This is a genomic window from Georgenia ruanii, from assembly GCF_009193175.1.
Lineage (GTDB): Bacteria > Actinomycetota > Actinomycetes > Actinomycetales > Actinomycetaceae > Georgenia > Georgenia ruanii.
This window is the reverse complement of sequence record NZ_VUKE01000004.1, coordinates 140,570-163,400: the sequence shown is the minus strand read 5'-3', so window position 1 is coordinate 163,400 and position 22,831 is coordinate 140,570. Positions and strand designations below refer to the sequence as shown.

Sequence of the window (22,831 nt, the reverse complement as noted above, 5' to 3'; positions counted from 1 at the left end):
AGCTCTTGTGTGATGCCCCGGTCTCCCCGCGGGAGGCCGGGGCATCGCCGTGTCACCGGGGCCGCACCTCGAAGCGCCGGTTCGCCAGGCTGGGGTTCCGCTCGCGCACCGCCTGGACCTGCGCCCCGGTGACCTCCGCGACGGCGACGCCCGGCTCCTCCCCCGCCTCAGCGAGCACCTCCCCGGACGGGCCGACGACGACGCTGTGGCCGGTGCGATACCGGCCGGTCTGCCCGGCGGCCAGCATGTACACGGTGTTCTCGATGGCACGGGCCTTGGCCAGGGTGCGCCAGTGGTCGAGCTTGCCCGGCCCGGAGATCCAGGTCGCGGGGAGGGCGAGCACGTTCGCGCCGGCGTCGACGAGGAAGCGGGCCATCTCGGGGAAGCGGAGGTCGTAGCACGTCATGACCCCCACCCGCAGGTCGCCGAGCGCGAGGACCAGCGCCTCCGGCGCGCGCGGGGCCAGGCGGTCGGACTCGCGGTCGCCGAAGGCGTCGTAGAGGTGGACCTTGCGGTAGGCGCCGATGAGCTCGCCGCCGGCGTTGACGGCGACGACAGTGTTGTATGGCCGCGCGCCGCCGTCGCCGGGGCGTTCGGTCATGCCGGCGACGACGGTGACGCGGTGCCCGTGGGCCGCGCGGGCCAGGGCGGCGACGAAGGGCCCGTCCAGCCCCTCCGCCTCAGCGGCCAGCGCCTCCGCGGTGGGCCGGGGGTCCCAGGCCATCGCGTACTCGGGCAGCACGACCAGCCGGGCCCCGGCGCGGGCCGCGCGGGCGACCAGCTCGGTCGCGGCCGCAAGATTGGCCGCCTTGTCCGTCGTCGCGCCCATCTGCGCCACCGCGACCTGCATGTCTCCTCCTCGGCTCGCCCCCGGCGGTCGCGACCGACTCTGCCACGTGCGCGGCGCCGTCGGGTCGACGTCCCACTTGCCGCGCCGGTCGGCGGGCCGGACGGTAGCGTGCCGTCATGCGCCCCGCGACCCGCGCGGCCGACGCCGCGATCCGCCTCTACCAGGCACGGATCTCTCCGCGGAAGGGCTGGACGTGCGCCCACCTCGTCGCGCACGGCGGCCAGTCATGCTCCGCCGCCGTGCGCGACGTCGTCCTCCGCGAGGGGGTGGTGCGAGCCGTGGTCCCGGCGGCGGTGCGCTTCCTCGCGTGCTACCGGGCGGCGGCGGTGCTGGCCTCGACCGATGTCGAGGGCGTGTGCTGCTGCGGCGGGATCCCGATCCCGTTCCGCTTCCGGCGGCGGTGACTTCGGGGGCGTTTCCTCACCGGACCCGGAACTGAGCTGCCGGACCGGCCTGCTCCGGGTTGCCTGAAGCGTCACGGCGACCGGGGATCGCGCGTACGCCACACTTGGCCGCATGTCGCAACAGCCCGGTGCCGTCCCCGCCACCCACCGGCTTCGCACGGCTCGCGTGGTGCGGGTCGCGGAACACACCTGCGAGGTGTGGAGCCAGGACGAGTTCCGCACCGTCGGGTTCGCCCCGATGTTCCCCTCCCCGCGCGTCGAGCGGGTGTCTCCGGGCCATCTGGTCGCCGTGGCCACCGGGCCGAACGGCGCCGACGTCGTGGTGTGGCGGTGGTTCGATGCGGTGGTGCTGGACTCCGACGGCGGGTCGGTCCGCCTGTGGGAACCGGCGCACGGCGAGGTCGTCGCCCAGCCACGACCGTCGTACGCGCGACAGGTACCGGGCTCGCGCGCCTACGCCTCCGCCGGCCTTCCGGGAGCGGAGTGGTGGGTGGCCGACAGGGTCGACGGCGCCCCCCACCGGGCCGGCGTCGAGCTCGCCCAGGTCGACGCCCTCTACGCCGAGAACGACCTGTGGGCAGCGGTGTTCGGGCGAGCACCTGATCGGGTCGCGACGTCGCGGCCGCCCCCTGGCCATCACTTCTCCGCTCAGTCCAACACTCCTCCGCACAATGAGGTGCGCGCCGCCACCAGGGCGCCTCTAGGGTGTGCCAATGGCGTCTGTGAGACAGGTCCAGGTCACCTTCGACTGCGCGGAACCTGAGCGCGTCGCTCGTTTCTGGTGCGAGGTGTTGGGGTACGTCGTCCCGCCGCCACCGGAGGGGTTTGCCACGTGGGACGATTTCGATCGCGCGTTGCCGCCCGAGCACCAGGGGTCAGCATTCGCGTGCGTCGATCCCTCGGGGGTGGGCCCGCGACTGTTCTTCCAGCGGGTGCCAGAAGGCAAGGTCGTCAAGAATCGGGTGCACCTCGACGTGCGGGTCGGCCGCGGGCTCGTGGGTGACGAGCGCCTGGCCGCCCTCGAGGCCGAGTGCGCCCGGCTGGTCGGGCTCGGCGCGGCGCGCGTGCGCCTGCTGCGCGCCGACGGCGTCAACGAGTCGTGCCTCGTGATGCAGGACATCGAGGGCAACGAGTTCTGTCTCGACTGAGCAGCCCCGACGCTTCGTCGCGGTGACCGGGCGCGTCAGCCTCGCCTCGGCCTGCGTGCCGAGGGCGAGGATGCGGCCGGGGCGTCGAGCTCAGCCGCCGTCACGAGCCTCGGTCCCCAGGGGATCCGTCGAATCAGACGTCAAGCGGAACAATCAGGCCGGGTTTCGGGTGGTTGCGGGCATCGTTGGTCCGTGACAGCAATCGTGGTTCGACCTGCGCGAACACGGCCACGTGACCGCTGAGCGTCGTCGACGATCGTCTGCCTCCGCTGGACTGGATGGACTCCGGGTAGCGGGTGAGCTGGATGCGCCAGCGATGCAAGGAGCGACCGCGCCGAACGAGGTGTGGTCTCGTGGGCGCACGCACGGGGCTCATGCTTGCGGACTACCGCATGTGCAGGCCGCTCAGCCGGGCGAGGGCAGCGCGGAGGCTGGTCTCCCCTGTACCACGCGCGCTGAGATAGCCGTCGGGACGTACAAGGATCCAGTCCCCATCGGTCGCGGCCAGCGTGTGCCGGACCCGGCCGTCGGCATCCCACAACCCCTGGAGATCATCCAGCCGAGACCCGATGATCGTCACCTTCTCCAGCCAGGCCGGTAGTGACGTCGTCTCTGCGGTGATCTGATCCTGACTGATCGCGTGCGTGCTCCCAGCGAAGACGAGCAGGTGCCAGGCCGAGGTCCTGAGCAACGCGCGCAGTGCCACCCAGCCGGCCTCGTCCTTGGCGGCGGCGTCCGCCCCGGCGTCGGCGTCGGCGTCGGCGTCGGCGTCGGCGTCGGGGCCATTGCACCGCCCCTGGTCGGCCTCAGAGTCAACGTCTTCATCTTTGTCTTCGTCATCGTCTTGTTCGTCGTGACACTTCCCTAGTCGAACGACTAGAGTTGTGTCATGGCTTCACGAGTGGTGTCCGTTCGGGAGGCGGCGCAGCTGCTCGGCGTGAACCGGCAGCGGGTGTTGCAGCGCATCGCCGAGGGGTCGCTGCAGGCCGAGAAGGTCGGCGGCCGGTGGCTGGTCGACGCCGCGACGCTCCGTCCTGCCCGGCGGTCGCGGCCGCTGTCCCCGCGGATGGGGTGGGCGTTGGCGCAGGCGGTGGAAGGCCGCCCCGCCCAGGTGCGGCGTGACGAGGTCAGACGCTTGGACGAGCGACTGCACCGGCTCCGCGGCTCCGACGCACAGGCCGTCCCCGCACTGGTCCGCTCCTGGCTCGGGGAGCGTGCCCGACGGGTCGAGCTTGAGATGCACCCCGACGACCTCACCGAGGTCCGGGAGGACCCGCGGCTGCGCCTCTCCGGCGTCTCCGACCCCCGCGCCGGGCTCGCCTCCGGCGCCGACCTCGAGGCCTACATCGAGGAGGGACAGCTCGACGGGTTCGCCGACGACTACTTCCTCGACCTGGCCGCGGCCGTGGAGAGCCCCAACATCGTGCTGCACGTCAGCGCCGTCCCCATGGACGAGGTGCCCCGTCTGTTCAGCGCCGCCGACCTGTTCGAGCGGGGCGGGCCGCGCGAGACGCGCGCCGCGCTGGAGCTGCTGGGACTGGGGGTCGCCGCATGACCGTGACCATGCCGGCGATGGTGCGGCAGCAGGAAGCCGGTTGGATAGCGCTGCTCGACGTCGCCGAGCGCGTGCCGAACGGGTGGTCGCTGGTCGGGGGACAGCTGGTGCACCTGCACTGCGTCGAGCGCGGTGAGTCCCCACCGCGTCCAACCACCGACCTTGACACCGTCCTCGACGTGCGTGCGTACCCGGCGATGCTCAGGCGGTTCACGGCGGTTCTGGTCGACCTCGGGTTTCATAGCGACGGGCAGAGCTCCCAGGGGCACCAACACCGCTGGAAGCGCGGCGACGGCGCCCAGTTCGACGTGCTTATACCGCGCCACCTCGGCGAGGTCGCAGCCAACCGCAGGGGCGTGACCGGCGCCACCACCATCGCGGCCCCCGGTTCACAGCAGGCGCTGGACCGTACCGAGACGGTCGAGGTGGGGGTCGCCGGCCGCCTCGGCGCCGTGCGGCGCCCCAACCTCATCGGCGCGCTCGTCGGCAAGGCAGCCACCACCCAGATCCTCATCGACCCGGCCCGGGAGCGTCACCAGATCGACTTCGCCACGCTCGCCTCATTGCTGCAGATCGCCGATCTGCGCGGCGCAGAGTTCTCCAAGTTGGATCGGCAGTACCTGGGCAACATGATCTTCCGGGTCACCGACGCGAAGGTCGACGAGACCGTCACCGGCGCGACGCGCGGCATCCGGATGCTGCGTCGGGCGCTGGAGCCGCGCGGCTGAGCGGTTCAGTCCGCGGGTTCGTCGGGCTCGATGAGCTGCGGGCCGTTGTTGCGGACAGAGCCGACGACCCTGCCGACGAGGGGGACCAAGCGCGGCTCCGGCATCGCCTCGACGGGCGCGCACGTCGGCCCAGTCGGTGATCGACGGGTGCACGAACCGAGCCGCGATTCTCGACCGCGCCAGCGCCGCCACCGTCATCGCGGCGTTGTACGGCATTACGGACGAGGGTCATCCCGGACGGTTCCTCAGCGGCATCCTTCAAGACGGGTTCTCGTGCCGTCACATCACCAGTCCGGGGCTTAGCGATGCGACCGCCCGACGGTGATCAGCCCAGTACCTCGAGCACCCTTTGGTTGAAGTTCTTCCGGACTGTGTGCGGACCGAGGGGGGGCGCACCCCCTCCCCTGCGGAAACGTGCCGGCTCACACGTTGAAGCGGAACTCGACCACGTCGCCGTCCTGCATGACATAGTCCTTGCCCTCCATGCGCACCTTGCCGTGCGACCGGGCCTCGGCCACCGAGCCCAGCTCGACGAGGTCGTCGAAGGAGATGACCTCGGCCTTGATGAAGCCGCGCTCGAAATCGGTGTGGATGACGCCGGCCGCCTGGGGGGCGGTCCAGCCCTTGTGGATCGTCCACGCGCGGGCCTCCTTCGGCCCGGCGGTGAGGTAGGTCTGCAGGCCCAGGGTCTCGAAGCCCACGCGGGCGAGCTTGTCCAGGCCGGCCTCGTCCTGGCCCGTCTCGGCGAGCATCTCGGCGGCCTCGTCGGGCTCGAGCTCGACGAGCTCGGACTCGAACTTGGCGTCGAGGAAGATCGCCTCGGCCGGTGCGACGAGCTCGCGCAGCTCGGCCTGCATCGCCTCGTCGGCCAGCCCGGCGTCGTCGGTGTTGAAGACGTAGATGAACGGCTTGGACGTCATGAGCTGGAAGGTCGCCAGGATCTCGGGGTCGAGCCCGGCCTCCTGCGCCCCGGCGGACAGCAGCGTGCCGGCCTCGAGCACCTTCATGGCGCCCTTGGCGGTCTCGAGGACCTCCGGCTCGGCCTTCTTCCCGCGCACCTCCTTCTCCAGGCGCGGCAGGGCCTTCTCGAGGGTCTGCATGTCGGCGAGGATCAGCTCGGTGGAGATGGTCTCGATGTCGTCCCGGGGGTCCACCCTCCCCTCGACGTGGACGACGTCGGCGTCTTGGAACGCGCGGGTGACCTGGCAGATCGCGTCCGCCTCGCGGATGTTCGCCAGGAACTGGTTGCCCAGGCCCTCGCCCTCGGAGGCGCCCTTGACGATGCCGGCGATGTCGACGAAGGACACGGTGGCGGGCACGATCCGCTCCGAGCCGAACACCTCGGCGAGCCTGTCGAGGCGCTTGTCGGGCAGCGGTACGACGCCCACGTTGGGCTCGATGGTCGCGAACGGGTAGTTCGCCGCCACGACGCTGGCTCGGGTCAGGGCGTTGAACAGGGTCGACTTGCCGACGTTGGGCAGTCCCGCGATTCCGATGGTGAGGGCCACGTGGGCCGAGTCTACGGCCTGACCGCGCCACCCCCGGCGTGAGGTTGACCGCCCCGGGCGCCACGCGGCGTCTCCACGGACTCCCGTGGTCGGCCTCACGGCGCCATCGCCGGGCCCCGGCCGCGACTGCGCCGGGCCCAGGGGGCGCGCCCGGAACATCGATGTCGGTGGGTCCTGAGAGGGTGCGAGGCATGGACATGACGACGGTGGTGCTGGTGGTGCTCGCGCTCGCCGTGGGCGCGGCGCTGGGGTTCGCGGTGGCCACGGCCCGGGCGGCGACGCGCGGGGGCGTGGGCGCCGGCTCCGCCGCGGAGACGGCGGAGCTGCGTGCCCGCGCGGCCGCGGCGCAGGCGCGGGCGGAGCGGCTCGCCGAGGAGGTGGAGTCCCTCCAGGAGCGGGCGCGCCGCGACCACGACGTGCTGCGCGCCCTCGCGCCTGTGCAGGCGACGCTCACCCAGGTCGGCGAGCACGTCGCGCTGCTCGAGCGCGAGCGCACCGAGCAGTACACCGTCCTCACCGAGCAGCTCCACCACGCCCGCCGCTCCGGCGTCGAGCTCCAGCGCACGACGGCGCAGCTGGAGTCCGCGCTGCGGTCCACCTCGGCCCGGGGCCAGTGGGGCGAGGTCGAGTTGCGGCGGGTGTTGGAGGCCTCAGGCATGATGCGCCACGTCGACTTCGTCGAGCAGCGCTCGCTGGGCGCCGCCGGCGCGCCGGGCGGGCGGCGGGAGGCCAGCGCGGGCCGCCCCGACGTCGTGGTGCACCTGCCCGGGGAGAAGTACCTCGCGGTGGACGCCAAGGTGCCGATGGACGCCTACCTCGAGGCCAGCGCCATCGGCGACCGGGCCACCGGCGAGGACGCCGAGCGGCGCGAGCGGCTGCTGGCCGCGCACGCCCGGGCGCTGCGCGGGCACGTGGACGCGCTCGCCAAGCGCCGCTACCACGACCAGCTGCCCGGCTCCCCGGAGCTGGTCATCATGTTCGTGCCGTCCGAGGGGCTGCTGGCCGCCGCGCTGGAGGCCGACCCCGCCCTCCTCGAGCACGCCCTGCGCCAGGGCGTGGCGCCGACCTCACCCGCCTCGCTGCTCGCGCTGCTGCGCACGACGGCGTCGATCTGGTCGGCCGAGCAGGTCACCGCCGAGGCGCGCGAGCTCCTGGCTCTGGGGCGCACGCTCTACGAGCGCCTCGGCGTGGTCGCCGGGCACCTCACGAGCCTGGGCCGGTCGCTGCGCTCGAGTGTGCAGCACTACAACAAGGTCGTCGGGTCCGTGGAGCAGCGCCTGCTCGTCACCGCCCGGGACTTCGAGTCCCTGGCCACCAAGGACCTCGACGTCGAGCCGATCGCTACCGACGACGCGCAGGTGCGCACGTTCACCGCGCCGGAGCTGGCGCTGGCGGAGGTGGAGGGCCGCTCGGCCTGACCGCCCGGCACCGCCAGGCGGCGCCGGCTCAGCCCTCGGCGGGGACGCGCTCCCGGCGGACGCGGTGGGGCCGGTCCGGCTGCTCGCCGACGGCCTTGAGGTCCGCGCGCAGGTTCTTCGGCAGCGAGAACATGATGTCCTCGGTGGCGGTGCGCACCTCCTCGACCCCGGTGTAGCCGAGGCCCTTGAGCCGGTCGACCACCGTGCGCACGAGGATCTCCGGCACCGACGCCCCGGAGGTCAGGCCCACCGTGGTGGCGCCCTCCAGCCAGGCGGGGTCGATCTCGTCGGCCTTGTCCACGCGGTAGGCCGCGCCGGCGCCGGCCTCCAGCGCCACCTCGACGAGCCGCACGGAGTTGGAGGAGTTCGCGGACCCCACGACGATGACGACGTCCGCCTCCGGCGCCAGCTTCTTCACCGCCACCTGGCGGTTCTGGGTGGCGTAGCAGATGTCGTCGCTGGGCGGGTCCTGCAGGTGGGGGAACCGCTCGCGCAGCAGGTTGACCGTCTGCATGGTCTCGTCCACCGACAAGGTGGTCTGGGAGAGCCAGATGACCTTCTCGGGGTCGCGGACCTGGACCTTGTCGACCTCGTGCGGGCCGTTGACCACCTGGATGTGCTCGGGCGCCTCACCCTGGGTGCCCTCGACCTCCTCGTGGCCGTCGTGCCCGATCAGGAGGATGTCGTAGTCGTCGCCGGCGAAGCGCACCGCCTCCTTGTGCACCTTCGTCACCAGCGGGCAGGTGGCGTCGATGGTCGCCAGCCGGCGGGCCGCGGCGGCCGCGTGCACGGCCGGGGAGACGCCGTGGGCGGAGAAGACCACCCGCGCCCCCTCGGGCACCTCGTCGGTCTCGTTGACGAAGATCGCGCCGCGCTCGGAGAGCGTCTCGACGACGAACTTGTTGTGCACGATCTCCTTTCGCACGTACACCGGCGCGCCGTAGAGCGCGAGGGCCTTCTCAACGGCGTCGACCGCGCGGTCCACGCCGGCGCAGTAGCCGCGCGGGGCGGCGAGGAGGATCCGCTTGCCGTCGGGCGCCGGCTCGGAGGGGACCGAGGCGGGGAAGGCCGAGGCGCCCGCGAGCGAGGAGCCGGCCGGGACCGCGGCGGGCGCGGCGGGGCTGGTGGCATGAGGTGCGGAGGTCACGGGGCCAGGGTACGTGGGCCCCGCCGGACGGGCCATGTCCCGTGGCCGACCCCACACCGGGGGCCGTGGCAGCATGGCGCCATGCCCACGAACCTGCTCGGCGAGCCCGCGCCGATCCTGCTGCCCGAGGACCACCCCGACGTGCCGGCCCGCGCCGCCCTGGAGGCCGGCGAGGACCCGCGGGCGGTCGCCGCCCGCTTCCCCGCGGCCAGCCTCGCCTGGGCCACGCTCGCCCGCGCGGCGCTGGAGGCCGCCGACCCGGTCGCCGCCTACGCGTACGCGCGCACCGGCTACCACCGCGGCCTGGACGCGCTGCGCCGCGCCGGGTGGCGCGGCGCCGGCCCGGTACCGGCCGCCCACGTGCCCAACCGGGGCTTCCTGCTCGCCCTGCTGGCCCTGGCCGACGCCGCCGAGGCGATCGGCGAGGACGACGAGGCGGCCCGCTGCCGCACGCTGCTCGACGACTCCGACCCCACCGCCCGCGAGGTCCTCGCCGCCCAGCCCTGACCGGCCCGGCCGTCCACCGCCGACCCGGGCGGCTCGTGCCCGGCGTCGGCGGGCGGTGAGAGGGTGGGGACGTGAGCAGCACCGAAGGCACCCCCGCCCCGCGCCGCCTGGCCGCGCGCGCCCTGGAGACCACGGCGGAGAACCCGTGGCCGGTGCGGCTGCTGTCGTCGAAGATCAACGACTACGTCGCGCGCATGGCGCCGCTGTGGGTCGAGGGACAGGTCGTCCAGCTCAACCGCCGCCCGGGCGCCACGCTGGCCTTCCTCACGCTGCGCGACACCGACGCCGACATGTCCCTCCCGGTCGCCGTCCAGGCCCGGGTGCTCGCCGCGATGCCCACGCGGCTGGAGGAGGGCGCGCACGTCGTCGTCCACGCCAAGCCCACGTTCTGGCCCAAGCGCGGCTCGCTGCAGCTGCAGGCCGACGAGCTCCGCCCGGTGGGCGTGGGCGAGCTGCTCGCCCGGATCGAGCACCTCAAGCGCGTCCTGGCCGCCGAGGGGCTGTTCGACGCCGACCGCAAGGTGCCGCTGCCCTTCCTCCCCCGCTGTGTGGGACTGGTGTGCGGCCGGGAGTCCAAGGCCGAGCACGACGTCGTCGTCAACGCCCACGCCCGCTGGCCCGCGCTGCGCTTCGAGATCCGCGAGGTCGCCGTCCAGGGCGCCCGGGCCGTGCCCGAGGTGGTCGCCGCGCTGCGCGAGCTCGACGCCGACCCGGCTGTGGAGGTCATCGTCCTCGCCCGCGGCGGCGGGGCGGTGGAGGACCTGCTCCCCTTCTCCAACGAGGCCCTGGTGCGGGCCGCGGCGGCGTGCCGCACCCCACTGGTCTCTGCCATCGGGCACGAGACGGACAGCCCGCTGCTGGACCTGGTGGCGGACTACCGCGCGTCGACCCCCACCGACGCCGCCAAGCGCATCGTCCCCGACGTCACCGAGGAGCGCCGCGGCCTGGCCCAGGCGCGCCAGCGCATCCGGCTGGCCGTCACCGGGCGGCTGGCCGCCGAGCAGCGCGGCCTCGACCACCTGCGCACCCGGCCGGTCGTGGCCAACCCGCACGCGCTGGTCACCGCCCGGGCGGAGGAGGTCGGGCGGCTGCGCGCCACCGCGCTGCGGGCGGTCACCTGGCGCACCGACCGGGCGGCGGACGAGCTGCGCGGCGCCCGGTCGCAGCTGCGGGCCCTCTCCCCCGCCGCCACGCTCGCCCGCGGCTACGCCGTCCTGCGCGACGACGCCGGCCGGGTGGTCCGCTCCGCCGACGACGTCGAGACCGGCCAGCGCCTCGAGGCGCTGCTCGCGTCCGGCCGGCTCGGCGTCGAGGTCGTGGGCCAGACGGCGGCGACCGACCCGGGCGCGGCGGGCCGCCCCGCGCCGGTCGACTCGGCTACGGAAGACCGCCCCGCGCCGGTCGAGCCGGCTGCGGAAAACCGGACCGCGCCGTCCACCCCCACCACAGACGGCCAGACCGAGCCGTCTGCGGACGCCCGAGCCCTGTAGGAGACTGAACTAGTGAGCCAGACAGACGCGACCGAGCGGCCGGAGGTGTCCAGCCTGTCCTACGAGCAGGCCCGCGACGAGCTGATCGAGGTGGTCCACCGCCTCGAGGCCGGCTCGACCACGCTGGAGGACGCCCTGGCCCTGTGGGAGCGCGGCGAGGCGCTGGCGGCCCGCTGCCAGGCCTGGCTCGACGGCGCCCGCGAGCGCCTGGACGCCGCGCGCGCCGGGGACGGCGAGCGCCGCGCGCCCTCGGCCCAGAACGCCGAGGCCGAGCGCGAGGCCCGCCTCGAGGACGCCGCCGCCGGTCTCGGCGAGGAGGACGCATGAGCCAGGGCCCCCGGTCCGCCGGACCCGACGACGCCGCGCCGGCGCCGAGCGCGGGCACGACCCCGGGCGGCGGCGCCCAGGACGTGCCCAGCCGGTCGCCCAAGGCGCCGGCCGCGCACGACCCCTTCCGGCCCACGGACGACCCGGAGCTCACCGCCCGCCCGCCGGCCACCTCCCTGGCCTACCGGCCCGGGGACCACACGCTGCCCGGCGAGCACGACGACGGCGCGGCGCTCGTCGTCGGCGAGGCGCTCATCGACATCGTCGAACGCCCCGGCGAGGAGCCCTCCGGGCACCCCGGCGGCTCCCCGGCGAACGTCGCCGTAGGCCTCGCCCGGCTCGGCCGCGACGTCGAGCTGGTCAGCTGGTTCGCCGCCGACCCGCACGGCAGCGTCCTGCGCTCGCACCTGGAGCTGGAGAACGTCCGGCTCTCGGCGGCGTCGGCCCGGGCCGGCCGGACCTCGACCGCCCGCGCCCGGCTGGACGCCGCCGGGAGCGCGACGTACGAGTTCGACCTCGAGTGGGCCCCGCCGGTCCCCGAGCCGCTCGTCGCGCCGGTCGTGCTGCACACCGGGTCCATCGCGGCGGTGCTCGAGCCCGGCGCCGCCACGGTTGCCCAGACGGTGGCCCGCTACCGCGCCGTCGCCACGATCAGCTACGACCCCAACGTCCGGCCCGCCCTCATGGGCGACGCGGACGACGCCCGGCCCGTCGTGGAGCGGTTGGTCGCGCAGGCGGACGTCGTGAAGGTCTCCGACGAGGACCTCGCCTGGCTGGCCCCCGGCGCCGACTCGCACGAGGTGGCGCGCCGGTGGCTGGCCACCGGCCCGGCGCTCGTCGTCGTCACCCACGGCCCCGACGGCGCCTGGGCCGTCACGGCCGGCGGCCTCGAGCGTCAGGTCCCGGCGGCGCCCGCCGAGGTGGTGGACTCCGTCGGCGCCGGGGACTCCTTCACCGCGGGGCTCCTCGACGGACTTTGGGCGGCCGGGCTGATGGGCGCCGACCGGCGCGAGGCGCTACGGTCCATCGACGCCGCGACGCTCGAGCGTGTCCTGGACGAGGCCGCCCGAGTCGCCGCCATCACGGTCTCCCGCGAGGGCGCCAACCCGCCCACCCGGGCGGAGCTGACGGCCGAGTAGCGCGCGGCCGCCGCCACGCCCCGACGTTCCCGCGGAAACGTCTGGGCGTCTTCTTCGGCGACTGACGATGCTGGCGGGCCCCCGGCGGGACGCTGGCGCCCCGCGGCGGGAGCACGGAGTGGTGTCAGGCGGGCTGGGTGGCCGTCTCCCGCTCGGCGGCGCGCTGCCGGGCCCGCTCCAGGGCCCGCTGGCGCTGCCGCTGGGCGGCCTCGTCGAGCTGGACGGCGCGGGCCTCGTCGCGGGTGAGGTTCTCCCCGGAGTCGGGGTCGAAGACGTGGATCGTCGCGGGGTCGAACCACAGGGTCGCGACGTCGCCGTCGCCGATCGGGCTGGCCGCGTCGAGCGCGACGACCAGCTGCGAGCGCACGCCCTCGCCCTCGAGCTCGCGGTCGAGCTCCTCGAGCTTGCCGCGCACCTCGTCGTGCATCTGGTAGGGCACGTAGGCGTAGAGCACCTCGCCGAGCCACTCGGTGACGTCGACGTTGGCCTCGAAGCCGACCCCCCGGGCGCGCTTGTCCGCGGCCAGCCCGTCGGCGTCCTGGAAGCCGTCGGGCCGGATGCCGACGATGACCAGCTCCCGGTCGCCGATCGCGGCACGCAGCCGGTCGTCCATCGGCACGTCGGCGATCGGCAGGTGCAGGACGTCGCCGTCGACGAACCCGGCGAGGAAGTTCATCGGCGGGGAGCCGATGAAGCCGGCCACGAAGAGGTTCACCGGCTGCTCGTACAGCGCCCGCGGGCTGGCCACCTGCTGCAGGATCCCGCGGCGCAGCACCGCCACGCGGTCGCCCAGCGTCATGGCCTCGGTCTGGTCGTGCGTGACGTAGACCGTGGTGATCCCCAGGTTGCGCTGCAGGCGGGCGATCTCGGTGCGCATCTGCCCGCGCAGCTTGGCGTCGAGGTTGGACAGAGGCTCGTCGAAGAGGAACGCCCGGGCCTCGCGGACGATCGCGCGGCCCATGGCGACCCGCTGGCGCTGCCCGCCGGAGAGGTTCGCCGGCTTGCGGTTCAGGTGCTCGTCGAGCTCGAGCAGGCTCGAGGCGCGGCGCACCCGCTGGTCGATCTCCTCGTTGCTGAAGTGGCCCTTCTGCAGCCGCAGCGGGAAGGCGATGTTCTCGTAGACGGTCAGGTGCGGGTACAGGGCGTAGTTCTGGAACACCATCGCCAGGTCGCGGTCGCGGGGAGCCTTGTCGTTGACGACCTCGTCGCCGATGCGCATGGTCCCCGACGTGATGTCCTCCAGGCCGACGATCATCCGCAGCAGCGTGGACTTCCCGCAGCCCGAGGGCCCCACGAGGATGACGAACTCGCCGTCGTCGATCGCCAGGGACACGTCGTTGACGGCCGGGAACCCGTCGCCGTACTGCTTGACGATGTGGTCCATGGTGATGGATGCCATTGGGGCTCTCCTCCTTCGGGCCAGGGCGGTCAGCCCTTGACGGCGCCCTGGGTCAGTCCGGACACGATCTGGCGCTGGAACAGCACCACCAGGATCACGACCGGGATGGTGACGATGATGGATGCGGCCGAGATGGCGCCGGTGGGCTCCTCGAAGTACGACGCCCCGGTGAAGAACGCCAGCGCGGCGGGCACCGGCCGGGCGGCGCTGGTGGAGGTCAGCGAGATGCCGTAGACGAAGTCGTTCCAGGCGATGAAGAACGCGATGAGCGCCGTCGTGAACACCCCGGGCGCGGCCAGCGGGACGATCGCCTTGCGGAACGCCTGCCACGGGGTGGCGCCGTCCACCTGCGCCGCCTGCTCCAGCTCCCACGGGATCTGCCGGAAGAACGCCGACAGGGTCCAGATGGAGATCGGCAGGGTCAGGGACAGGTAGGGGATGATCAGGCCCGGCCAGGTGTCGTACAGGCCGATGTTGCGCCACAGGTTGAACAGCGGCGTGACGATCGAGATGACCGGGAAGATCGACACGCCCAGCGCGGTGGTGAGGATGATCCGCTTGCCGGGGAAGTCCAGGCGGGCGATGGCGTAGGCGCAGAACGTGGCCAGCACGACGGCGATCGCGGTGGCGATCAGCGAGATGCCGATGGAGTTGCGCAGCGCCGGCAGGAACAGGCTCTGGGCGGACCCGACGAGGATCTGGGTGTAGTTCTCCCACGTCGGGTGCGGCGGGAGGAACGTGCCGGAGTTGATCTCGCTGCTGGCCTTCAGCGAGGTCATGAAGATCGACAGGACCGGGAACAGGGCGTAGACGACCACCAGGACGGCGATGATCGTCCAGGCCACCTTCTGCCGCGTCGTGAGGCGCATGGCTACTCCCCCCTCGCGCTCGACAGGTCGACCTTGAACAGCTTGATCGCCCCGAAGGCGATGAGCAGCACGCACAGGAAGAGCAGCACCGAGATCGCCGAGCCGAGCCCGATCTCCAGCCGGCCGATCGAGGTGCGGTAGGCCAGCAGCGACAGCGTCTCGGTGCCGTTCGCGCCGTTGGTCATGATGAAGACGTTGTCGAAGATGCGGAAGGCGTCCAGGGCCCGGAAGAGCACCGCCACCATGATCGACGCCTTCATGTTCGGCAGGATCACCCGGCTGAGCACCTGCCAGGAGGTGGCGCCGTCGACCTTGGCCGCCTCCTCCATGTCGCCGGGCACCTGCGCCAGGCCGGCGAGGAGGAGCAGGGAGATGAACGGCGTCGTCTTCCACACCTCGGAGGCGATGATGACGAACAGCGACGTGCCCTGGCTGGCGAACCAGTTGAGGTCCGGGCTGATCCCGGGCACCCAGTCGAACCAGCTGTTGACGTACCCGGAGGTCACGTCGAAGGCGTAGAACCACGCGAACGCCGAGACGACGGTGATGATGCCGTAGGGCACGAGGATCACCGTGCGCAGCGGCCCGCGCAGGCCCCGCAGCGCCCGGTGCATGATCATGGCGAGCGCGAACCCGAGGACCAGCTCGATGACCACCGTGACCACGGTGATGAACACGGTCACGGCCAGGTCACGCCACCACACCGGGTCCGAGAGCACGACGGCGTAGTTGCCCAGGCCCACGAACCGGCGCTCGTCGGGGGCGGTGAGGCGGAAGGCGAACAGCGAGTCGTAGACCGCCTGCAGGATCGGGTACAGCGTGACGAGCAGCATGACCGCGAACGCGGGCCCGGCCAGCCACCAGCCGAGCCGCCGCTCGGACCGGGTGCGCTCGCTGATCCCGCCCGCCGGCCCGGGCTGCCCGCCCGCCGTCACGACCGGGGCCGGCGCGGCCTGGCGCTGGGGCGCCGCCGGTGGGACTGCCGAGCTCATAGCAGGCTCTCCCCTCGCAGGACGGAGGTGATGAGATCCGTGGACTTCTGCGGCGTGGTGTCCGGGTCGACGCTGCTGGGCGGGTACCACGTCTGCTGCAGGCCGGTGGAGACCTCGTTGTAGTACGGCGTCTGCGACCGCGGCACCGCCTGCTGCAGGGAGTCGCGGATCTCCTGGTACATCGGGTAGGCCTCCTGCACCGCAGGATCGTCGTAGGCCTTGGTGTTCGCGGCCGGGTTGCCGTTGGTCGCGAAGTAGGTGGCCTGGTGCTCGGGGGTGACGATGCACTCCGCGGCCTGGTAGGCGAGGTCCGGGTGCTTGCTGAAGGCGCCGACGCCGAGGTTGATCCCGCCGTAGGGCGGGGTCGGCTTGCCGCCCTCGTCGGTCAGCGGGTACGTCGTCCACCCGATGTCGTCGAGCAGCGCCTTGTCGAAGGTCCCCTGCTCGACGCCGGTGACGGTCGAGGACCACACGAACGGCCAGTTGACCATGAAGGAGCCCTTGTCACCCTGGAACAGCGTGAGCGAGGCGGACTCGTCCGCCGTGGGCAGCCCGGGCCCGCCGATGCCGGACCTGCCGATGTCGCCGATGATCTGCGCAGCCTTGCGCCCGGCGTCGGAGTCGAGCCCGAGCTGCATCTCGGTGCCCGGCGCCTCCGGGTTGGTGACGATCTGCCCGCCCGCGGAGGCGACGAGGGCGTTGATCCACACCGTCAGGGACTCCGCCTTCGCGCCCTGGACGGCGACGAGCTTGCCCTGACTCTGCGCGGCGTCGAGGATCTGCTGCCAGGTCACCGGCTTGGTCATGTCGAGCCCGGCGGCCTCGGCCACGGACTTGCGGTACCAGAGCAGCTGGGTGTTGGCCCAGAACGGCACCGTCACCAGCTCGCCCTTCCAGCTGGCGCCGTCGATGGCGCCCTGCACCACGCCGTCGGTCGTCTTCTGGGCGACGTCCTGGGGCACGGGGGCCAGGAACCCGGGCTCGGCGAGCTCGGGGATGAACGGCGGGTCCAGGCTCATGATGTCGATGGAGCTGTCCTTGGCGGCCAGCCGGCGCGCGAGCTGCTCGCGCTGGGAGGCGGCGTCCCGGGGCAGGAGGGACGTCTCGATGCGGTACCTGCCGCCCGCCTCCTGGGTGCACTGCTTGGCGATCTCGGCCTGGCCGCCGTTGTCGGGGTTGATGTACCACGTCAGCGTGGGGGTGCCGGCCTCGGCGGAGCAGGCGGCTATGCCCGCGGCCACGGCGAGCGCCAGGCTCGCCCCCACCAGTCTGCGCCGTCGCACGTGACCTCCTTCACCTGTCGTCGGTCTTCAGGAAACCGCGAACGACCGTTCCCCGCCACCGGAGAGGCGACGGGTGCCGTCCGCCCCCTGGCCTGCGGGGCTGCAGCCCAGGGGGCGGGGACGGCGGCGCCTAGCGGCCTTGGTGGGCTCCGCCTGGGGCCCTCCGCAGAGGCCCGCCGCAGAGGCCCACCGCAGAGGCCCACCGGGCACGGTGGAAAGATGGCAGCCATGAGCACCAACCTCACCCCGGCCCAGGCATGGCAGCGCATGCAGGAGGGCAACGCCCGTTTCGTCGCCGACCGCATGCAGCACCCGTCCCAGGGCGCCGACCGGCGGGCGGCCCTGGCGCAGGACCAGCACCCCTACGCGGTGCTCTTCGGCTGCTCCGACTCGCGGGTGGCCGCCGAGATCATCTTCGACCAGGGCCTCGGTGACCTGTTCGTCGTCCGCACCGCCGGGCAGGTGCTCGACACCACGGTCATCGGCTCCATCGAGTACGGCGTGGACGTGCTCGGGGCCCCGCTCGTCGTCGTGCTCGGGCACGACCGGTGCGGCGCCGTCGGCGCGGCCACCCAGGCGCTGCTCACCGGCCAGATGCCCACCGGGTTCGTGCGGGCGGTGGTCGACCGGGTCATCCCCTCGCTGCTGGCGCCCACCGCGGACGGCGCCGCCCCGGCCGCCGAGGCGGACCGCGGGGTGCGCCTGGCCGACGACGGCGACCTGCGCCGCCAGCACGTGACCGCGACCGTGAGCATGCTGCACGACTACTCGAAGTCGCTGGCCGCCGCCGTCGCCGAGGGCCGGCTGACGATCGTGGGGGTGGAGTACACGCTGGCCGACGGCACCGCGAACCTCGTCCACCAGATCGGCGAGCTGTAAGCCGCGGCGCGGGCCGCCGTCATCGGACAGGATGACCCGCATGAGCACCTCCGGGTCCCCGCGTCGCGCCGTCGTCGTCGGCGCCGGCATGGTCGGGTTGTCCACCGCCTGGTTCCTGCGCCGCGCGGGCCTGGACGTCACCGTCCTGGAGCAGGACCACGTGGCCGCCGGGTCGTCGTGGGGCAACGCCGGCTGGCTCACCCCGCCGATCACCACCCCGCTGCCCGAGCCGGCCATCCTGCGCTCGGGCGTGCGGGCGCTGGTCTCCCCCGCCTCCCCGCTATACGTCCCGCTGCGGCCCGACCTCGGCCTGCTGCGCTTCCTCCTCGGCTTCGTCCGGCACAGCACCGGCCGGTCCTGGCGGCGGGCCATGTCCGCCTACGTCCCGCTCAACCGGCGGGCGCTGGAGGCCTTCGACGTGCTCGCCGCCGGCGGCGTCGCCGAGCCGACCGTGCCGACGGGCGACTTCCTGGCCTGCTACCGGCGCCCAGGCCAGCGGCGGGACCTGCTCGAGGAGTTCGCCGCGATCCGCGCCGCCGGCCAGCCGGTGGACGCCGAACTGCTCGACGGCGCGCAGCTGCGGGCGCTGGCCCCGGCGCTGAGCCCCGCGGTCACCGCCGGGATCCGGTTGTCGGGCACCCGCTTCATCGACCCGCCGCGCTACATGCTGGCGCTGGCCGACGCGGTGGTGGCGGCGGGCGTGGAGCTGCGCGAGGGGGTGCGGGTCCTGGCCGTCGACGGCGGCACCGACACCCGCCCGGCGCTCGTGCGTACCCGCCCCACCCGGCCGGTGCCGGGTGGCAGCGAGACCGAGGCCCCGCCGGCCCGGCGCGACGGGGAGGAGATCCTGCCCGCCGACGTCGTGGTGCTGGCGACCGGGGCGTGGCTGGGCGAGCTGGCGCGGCCCTTCGGGGTGCGGATGGTGGTGCAGGCCGGCCGCGGCTACTCCTTCTCCATCCCCGTCGACCCGATGCCGTCCATGCCGCTGTACTTCCCCACCCAGCGGGTGGCGTGCACCCCGCTGGGCGGGCGCTACCGGGTGGCCGGGATGATGGAGTTCCGCCGGCCCGGCGACCCGCTCGACCCGCGCCGGATCACGGCGATCGTCGACGCCGTCCGGCCGCTGCTCGCCGGGGACCTCGACGACCGCGCCGACGAGTGGGTCGGCTCGCGCCCGGTCACCCCCGACGGCCTGCCGCTCATCGGCCCCACCCGCGCCCCGCGGGTGGTGGCGGCGGGCGGGCACGGCATGTGGGGCATCACGCTGGGCCCGCTGACCGGTCAGCTCGTCGCCGACCTGGTCACCCGCGGCGAGGTGCCGGCCGAGCTCTGGTCCTTCGACCCGTTGCGGTGACGCCAGCGGGCCTCACGCCCACGGCCATCGCGCCCACCGACCTGCCGGCGGGCCTCCGCGCCGACCGGCACCGCCGGCCACAGCGTGCTGCGCGCCGGGCCCCGGAGACGGGCGCCGGCACGCGCGCCACCGACGGATCGCGCCACAATGTCCGCCTCGCGGGTTCCCCGCCCGGCCTGGGCCGGGCGTGTCGCCGGCGTGTCGCCGGCCGCTCGTGGACTTTGTGGCGCGATCCGCGCGGCCGGCTCAGATGTCGACGCCCTCGAGCAGCTCGGTGACCAGCGCCGAGACGGCGGAGCGCTCGGAGCGGGTGAGGGTGACGTGCGCGAAGAGCTCCTTGTCCTTGAGCGCCTCGACCACGGCGGCGATGCCGTCGTGGCGGCCCACCCGCAGGTTGTCGCGCTGGGCCACGTCGTGGGTGAGCACCACCTTGGAGTTCTGCCCGATGCGGGAGAGCACCGTCAGCAGGACGTTGCGCTCGAGGGACTGGGCCTCGTCGACGACCACGAACGCGTCGTGCAGCGACCGGCCGCGGATGTGGGTCAGCGGCAGCACCTCGAGCATCCCCCGGGAGAGAACCTCCTCGAGCACCTCCGGGGCCACCAGCGCACCGAGGGTGTCGAAGACCGCCTCGGCCCAGGGGTTCATCTTCTCGGCCTGGTCCCCCGGCAGGTAGCCGAGCTCCTGCCCGCCCACCGCGTACAGCGGCCGGAACACCACGACCTTCCGGTGCTCGCGGCGCTCCATGACCGCCTCCAGCCCCGCGCACAGGGCCAGCGCCGACTTCCCGGTCCCGGCGCGCCCGCCGAGGGAGACGATGCCGATGTCGGGGTTGGTGAGGTGGTCGATGGCCACCCGCTGCTCCGCGCTGCGCCCGCGCACCCCGAAGACCTCCCGGTCGCCGCGGACCAGGTGCATCCGGCCGTCCGCGCCGAGCCGGCCCAGGGCGGAGCCGCGCGGGGAGTGCAGCACCACGCCGGTGTTGACCGGCTGCGTCGGCACGTCCCCCGGGGTCGCCAGGTCTGCGACGTCGACGCTCTCCTCCCCCCACAGCTGCGCCATCTCGGACTCGGTCAGCTCCGCCGCCGTCATCCCGGAGTAGCCGGTGTCGAGGATCTGCTGGGCGCGGTACTCCTCCGCACGCAGACCCACGGCGGAGGCCTTGACCCGCATGGGCAGGTCCTTGGAGACGACGGTGACCGCGTGCCCCTCGGCGGCCAGGTTGGCCGCGACGGCGAGGATGCGGGTGTCGTTGTCGCCCAGGCGCAGACCCGACGGCAGCACCTGGTCGGAGGAGTGATTGAGCTCGACGCGCACCGTGCCGCCGTCGTCGCCGACGGGCACGGCGCTGTCGAGCCGGCCGTGCCTGACGCGCAGGTCGTCCAGCAGGCGCAGGGCCGAGCGGGCGAAGTAGCCCAGCTCGGGGTGGTGCCGCTTGGCCTCGAGCTCGGTGACGACGACGACGGGCACGACGACGTCGTGCTCGGCGAACCGTAGGAACGCGCGCGGGTCGGAGAGCAGCACGGAGGTGTCCAGCACGTAGGTGCGCAGCGCCGTGCCGACGGGTTCGGCGACGCCGAGCTCCGCGGCGACGGCGGCCCCGGCCGCGGGGGCGGCGGCGTGCTGCGGGGTGCTGATGGTGCGATCGATGCTCACGAGGGCTCCCTCCGGCGCCGTGGCGCCGAGCTCAGCTGCGCGGCGGGCCCGCGGGTCGCGGGCCGCCGGGCGTGGTGGGGGCGACAGGCCGGCCCGGAGGGACCGGCCGGTCCCTCCCGTCCACAGCTGGCTGCTGCATGGGCTGACCTCCCGGAGGGCGGCTGGTGTGCCGTCCGTCACGTCGCACGGTACGGCCGGGAACGCCCGGCGTCCTCCACAAACACGCCCGAGCCCCAGGGGTGAGGGCAGCTGTTCACCCGGAGGTCACCGGGGAACGTCAGCCGGAGGTCGCCGGAGAACCGCACCTGGAACGCCACGAGTGGTGCTGGAGTGACCAGGTGTGACGGTTTCGCCCGTCACGTGGGCCCCACCTGCACCACTTGTGGCATTCTGGCGCGCCCGCTCCCAGGGGTGCCGCGACGCTCGCGGGTGTTGCGGCCCCGCCCGGAGGTGGTGCCGCCGCGCTCGGAGGTGGTGCCGCCACCCGTGGGTGCGACGCGAGCCGCCGGCGCCCGTCGGCGGGCGGGTCAGCGGCCGAGGCGCCGCTCGCGCTGGGCGTAGTCGCGCAGCGCACGCAGGAAGTCCACCCGGCGAAAGTCCGGCCAGTAGACCTCGCAGAAGTAGTACTCGCTGTGCACCGACTGCCACAGCAGGAAGCCGCTGAGCCGCTGCTCGCCGGAGGTGCGGATGACCAGGTCGGGGTCGGGCTGGCCGCGGGTGTAGAGGTGGTCGGTGATGTCATCGACGCCGATCTCGGCGGCGACCTCCTCGATGCTCTGCCCGGCGGCGGCCCGCTCGCGCAGCAACGCGCGCACGGCGTCGGTGATCTCGTGCCGCCCGCCGTAGCCGATGGCGACGTTGACCTGCAGGCCCGGCCGGCCCTGAACGCGCCTCTCGGCGGCCCGCAGGCGCGCCGCGACCGGCTCGGGCAGCAGGTCCAGCGCGCCCATGACGCGCAGGCAGCGGCCGGAGGCGGCGATCGAATCCACCGCCCCGGCGATGATCTCCAAGAGCTCGCCGACCTCGGCGGGGTCGCGGTCGAGGTTGTCGGTCGAGAGCATCCACAGGGTGACGACCTCGACGCCGGCGTCCTCGCACCAGTGCAGCAGCTCGGAGATCTTGTCCGCCCCGCGCCGGTGCCCGTGGGCCACGGGGGCACCGAGCCCGCGGGCCCAGCGACGGTTGCCGTCGAGGATGACGCCGACGTGCCTGGGGACGTTCGCCCGGTCCAGCCCTCTGACGAGACGACGTTCGTAGAGCTGGTACAGCAGTCCCGCTGAAGGCACGATCCGCTCGACACTCCCCTCCGGCCGTCCGCGGCCGGAGGCCGCGCCGGGGTCCGGGGCTGACGTCCGGACCCGCTGGAGGAACGTTACCGCCGCGAGAGGAATGCCCCGCGAACCTACGGTAGCGTAGGTTGTGGTTCGGGGCGGTACGTGACCCCGTCCCGTCTACTCTTCCGCCGGACCTGGAGGTCCCATGGCAGCCGCTCATCCCGTGTCCGACGCCCCGCCGGGCGCGGGCGTGCGCCAGCTCGCCGACGCCGTCAAGCCCCGGCTGCGCGGGTGGATCCACGCCGGGATGGCGCCGCTCGCGCTGGCCGCCGGGATCGTGCTCGTGGCGCTGGCCCCCACGCCGGCCGGGCGGGTGTCCACCGCGGTGTTCGCGGCGGCGTCGGTGGTGCTCTTCGGCACCTCCGCGGTGTACCACCGCGGCCGGTGGTCGCCGCCGGCGACGGCCGTGCTGCGCCGGATGGACCACTCGAACATCTTCCTGCTCATCGCCGGCACGTACACCCCGCTCGCCGTGCTGCTGCTCGACCGGGCCACCGCCACCGTGCTGCTCGTGGTCGTCTGGGTCGGCGCGGTCCTGGGCATCGCCGCCCGGCTGGTGTGGCTCTCCGCCCCGCGGTGGGTCTACGTGCCGATCTACGTGGCGCTCGGCTGGGTGGCCGTCGGCTTCCTTCCCCGGTTCTGGACCAGCGGCGGGCCGGCCGTCGTCTGGCTCGTCGCCGCCGGCGGGCTGGCCTACACCCTCGGCGCGGTGGTCTACGCCCTCAAGCGGCCCAACCCCAGCCCGCGGTGGTTCGGCTTCCACGAGATCTTCCACGTCGGCACGGTGGTGGGCTTCGTGTGCCACTACGTCGCCGTCTTCCTCGCCGCCCACCCCGCCGGCTGA

At 73.6% G+C, this 22,831-nt stretch carries 23 protein-coding genes; 13 read left to right on the top strand and 10 right to left on the bottom strand.

Annotation, left to right across the window (positions count from 1 at the left end):
* Positions 1 to 52: 52 nt before the first annotated feature.
* Positions 53 to 850, bottom strand: a complete 798-nt coding sequence (locus tag GD880_RS06375; RefSeq protein WP_152230785.1) for a carbon-nitrogen hydrolase family protein — start codon at positions 848 to 850, stop codon at positions 53 to 55.
* 116 nt (positions 851 to 966) lie between these two features.
* Between GD880_RS06375 and yidD the strand changes: the two genes are divergently transcribed.
* From yidD to GD880_RS06360, 3 genes are all read left to right on the top strand, one after another.
* Positions 967 to 1,254 carry a membrane protein insertion efficiency factor YidD gene (gene yidD, locus GD880_RS06370; RefSeq protein WP_152230784.1) on the top strand — a complete coding sequence of 96 codons (288 nt, stop codon included), beginning with the start codon at positions 967 to 969 and terminating at the stop codon, positions 1,252 to 1,254.
* A gap of 112 nt (positions 1,255 to 1,366) precedes the next feature.
* Complete coding sequence (locus tag GD880_RS06365) at positions 1,367 to 2,017, top strand: hypothetical protein (protein ID WP_152230783.1); 651 nt, start codon at positions 1,367 to 1,369, stop codon at positions 2,015 to 2,017.
* Positions 1,968 to 2,402 (top strand): VOC family protein, encoded by a 435-nt coding sequence (locus GD880_RS06360; protein ID WP_152230782.1) that lies wholly within the window; start codon positions 1,968 to 1,970, stop codon positions 2,400 to 2,402. Before GD880_RS06365 ends, GD880_RS06360 begins: the two co-directional genes overlap by 50 nt.
* Before the next feature lie 385 nt (positions 2,403 to 2,787).
* Here the strand turns inward: GD880_RS06360 and GD880_RS06355 are convergent, their stop codons facing one another.
* Positions 2,788 to 3,108, bottom strand: coding sequence for a hypothetical protein (locus GD880_RS06355; protein WP_193314390.1), 321 nt, complete (start codon positions 3,106 to 3,108; stop codon positions 2,788 to 2,790).
* Between the two features lie 183 nt (positions 3,109 to 3,291).
* Here GD880_RS06355 and GD880_RS06345 point away from each other — a divergent pair, with 183 nt between their 5' ends.
* Together GD880_RS06345 and GD880_RS06340 are read left to right on the top strand one after the other, a co-directional pair.
* Entirely contained in the window at positions 3,292 to 3,957 is a 666-nt protein-coding gene (locus tag GD880_RS06345; RefSeq protein ID WP_152230781.1) for an excisionase family DNA-binding protein, read from the top strand.
* Positions 3,954 to 4,685, top strand: coding sequence for a hypothetical protein (locus GD880_RS06340; RefSeq protein WP_152230780.1), 732 nt, complete (start codon positions 3,954 to 3,956; stop codon positions 4,683 to 4,685). Before GD880_RS06345 ends, GD880_RS06340 begins: the two co-directional genes overlap by 4 nt.
* Before the next feature lie 422 nt (positions 4,686 to 5,107).
* Here GD880_RS06340 and ychF read toward each other — a convergent pair whose 3' ends face one another.
* On the bottom strand, positions 5,108 to 6,193 hold the full coding sequence (ychF, locus tag GD880_RS06335; protein WP_152230779.1) for a redox-regulated ATPase YchF: 1,086 nt from the start codon (positions 6,191 to 6,193) through the stop codon (positions 5,108 to 5,110).
* A 191-nt stretch (positions 6,194 to 6,384) separates the two neighbouring features.
* Between ychF and GD880_RS06330 the strand changes: the two genes are divergently transcribed.
* Positions 6,385 to 7,611, top strand: a complete 1,227-nt coding sequence (locus GD880_RS06330; RefSeq protein ID WP_226909423.1) for a DNA recombination protein RmuC — start codon at positions 6,385 to 6,387, stop codon at positions 7,609 to 7,611.
* Positions 7,612 to 7,639: 28 nt separating this feature from the next.
* Here the strand turns inward: GD880_RS06330 and GD880_RS06325 are convergent, their stop codons facing one another.
* Positions 7,640 to 8,758: a 4-hydroxy-3-methylbut-2-enyl diphosphate reductase gene (locus tag GD880_RS06325; protein WP_226909422.1), complete on the bottom strand. Its 1,119-nt coding sequence runs from the start codon at positions 8,756 to 8,758 to the stop codon at positions 7,640 to 7,642.
* 81 nt (positions 8,759 to 8,839) lie between these two features.
* On the opposite strand from GD880_RS06325, the gene GD880_RS06320 reads away from it, so the two are divergent.
* From GD880_RS06320 to GD880_RS06305, 4 genes are all read left to right on the top strand, one after another.
* Positions 8,840 to 9,265 carry a DUF3151 domain-containing protein gene (locus GD880_RS06320; protein WP_152230777.1) on the top strand — a complete coding sequence of 142 codons (426 nt, stop codon included), beginning with the start codon at positions 8,840 to 8,842 and terminating at the stop codon, positions 9,263 to 9,265.
* Positions 9,266 to 9,336: 71 nt separating this feature from the next.
* The gene (gene xseA / locus GD880_RS06315) at positions 9,337 to 10,755 is read left to right on the top strand and encodes an exodeoxyribonuclease VII large subunit (RefSeq protein ID WP_152230776.1); all 1,419 of its coding nucleotides are present in this window, start codon (positions 9,337 to 9,339) and stop codon (positions 10,753 to 10,755) included.
* 12 nt (positions 10,756 to 10,767) lie between these two features.
* Positions 10,768 to 11,082, top strand: a complete 315-nt coding sequence (locus GD880_RS06310; RefSeq protein ID WP_152230775.1) for an exodeoxyribonuclease VII small subunit — start codon at positions 10,768 to 10,770, stop codon at positions 11,080 to 11,082.
* Positions 11,079 to 12,221: a carbohydrate kinase family protein gene (locus GD880_RS06305; protein WP_152230774.1), complete on the top strand. Its 1,143-nt coding sequence runs from the start codon at positions 11,079 to 11,081 to the stop codon at positions 12,219 to 12,221. The genes GD880_RS06310 and GD880_RS06305 overlap by 4 nt, the downstream gene beginning before the upstream one ends.
* Positions 12,222 to 12,345: 124 nt before the next feature.
* Here GD880_RS06305 and GD880_RS06300 read toward each other — a convergent pair whose 3' ends face one another.
* From GD880_RS06300 to GD880_RS06285, 4 genes are read right to left on the bottom strand one after another with little or no spacing between them, the layout of a single operon-like run.
* On the bottom strand, positions 12,346 to 13,620 hold the full coding sequence (locus tag GD880_RS06300; RefSeq protein WP_152230773.1) for an ABC transporter ATP-binding protein: 1,275 nt from the start codon (positions 13,618 to 13,620) through the stop codon (positions 12,346 to 12,348).
* A gap of 29 nt (positions 13,621 to 13,649) precedes the next feature.
* The gene (locus tag GD880_RS06295; RefSeq protein WP_152230772.1) at positions 13,650 to 14,489 is read right to left on the bottom strand and encodes a carbohydrate ABC transporter permease; all 840 of its coding nucleotides are present in this window, start codon (positions 14,487 to 14,489) and stop codon (positions 13,650 to 13,652) included.
* Between the two features lie 2 nt (positions 14,490 to 14,491).
* Positions 14,492 to 15,481, bottom strand: a complete 990-nt coding sequence (locus GD880_RS06290; protein ID WP_152230771.1) for a carbohydrate ABC transporter permease — start codon at positions 15,479 to 15,481, stop codon at positions 14,492 to 14,494.
* On the bottom strand, positions 15,478 to 16,764 hold the full coding sequence (locus tag GD880_RS06285; RefSeq protein ID WP_152230770.1) for an extracellular solute-binding protein: 1,287 nt from the start codon (positions 16,762 to 16,764) through the stop codon (positions 15,478 to 15,480). Before GD880_RS06285 ends, GD880_RS06290 begins: the two co-directional genes overlap by 4 nt.
* A 228-nt stretch (positions 16,765 to 16,992) precedes the next feature.
* Here GD880_RS06285 and GD880_RS06280 point away from each other — a divergent pair, with 228 nt between their 5' ends.
* Both GD880_RS06280 and GD880_RS06275 read left to right on the top strand, forming a co-directional pair.
* Positions 16,993 to 17,643 carry a carbonic anhydrase gene (locus GD880_RS06280; RefSeq protein WP_152230769.1) on the top strand — a complete coding sequence of 217 codons (651 nt, stop codon included), beginning with the start codon at positions 16,993 to 16,995 and terminating at the stop codon, positions 17,641 to 17,643.
* 40 nt (positions 17,644 to 17,683) lie between these two features.
* Positions 17,684 to 18,997, top strand: coding sequence for an NAD(P)/FAD-dependent oxidoreductase (locus tag GD880_RS06275; protein WP_152230768.1), 1,314 nt, complete (start codon positions 17,684 to 17,686; stop codon positions 18,995 to 18,997).
* Between the two features lie 246 nt (positions 18,998 to 19,243).
* Here the strand turns inward: GD880_RS06275 and GD880_RS06270 are convergent, their stop codons facing one another.
* Complete coding sequence (locus GD880_RS06270; RefSeq protein WP_226909434.1) at positions 19,244 to 20,548, bottom strand: PhoH family protein; 1,305 nt, start codon at positions 20,546 to 20,548, stop codon at positions 19,244 to 19,246.
* Positions 20,549 to 21,180: 632 nt separating this feature from the next.
* On the bottom strand, positions 21,181 to 21,939 hold the full coding sequence (locus GD880_RS06265) for an isoprenyl transferase (RefSeq protein WP_152230766.1): 759 nt from the start codon (positions 21,937 to 21,939) through the stop codon (positions 21,181 to 21,183).
* Between the two features lie 193 nt (positions 21,940 to 22,132).
* Here GD880_RS06265 and trhA point away from each other — a divergent pair, with 193 nt between their 5' ends.
* Positions 22,133 to 22,831: a PAQR family membrane homeostasis protein TrhA gene (trhA, locus tag GD880_RS06260; protein WP_152230765.1), complete on the top strand. Its 699-nt coding sequence runs from the start codon at positions 22,133 to 22,135 to the stop codon at positions 22,829 to 22,831.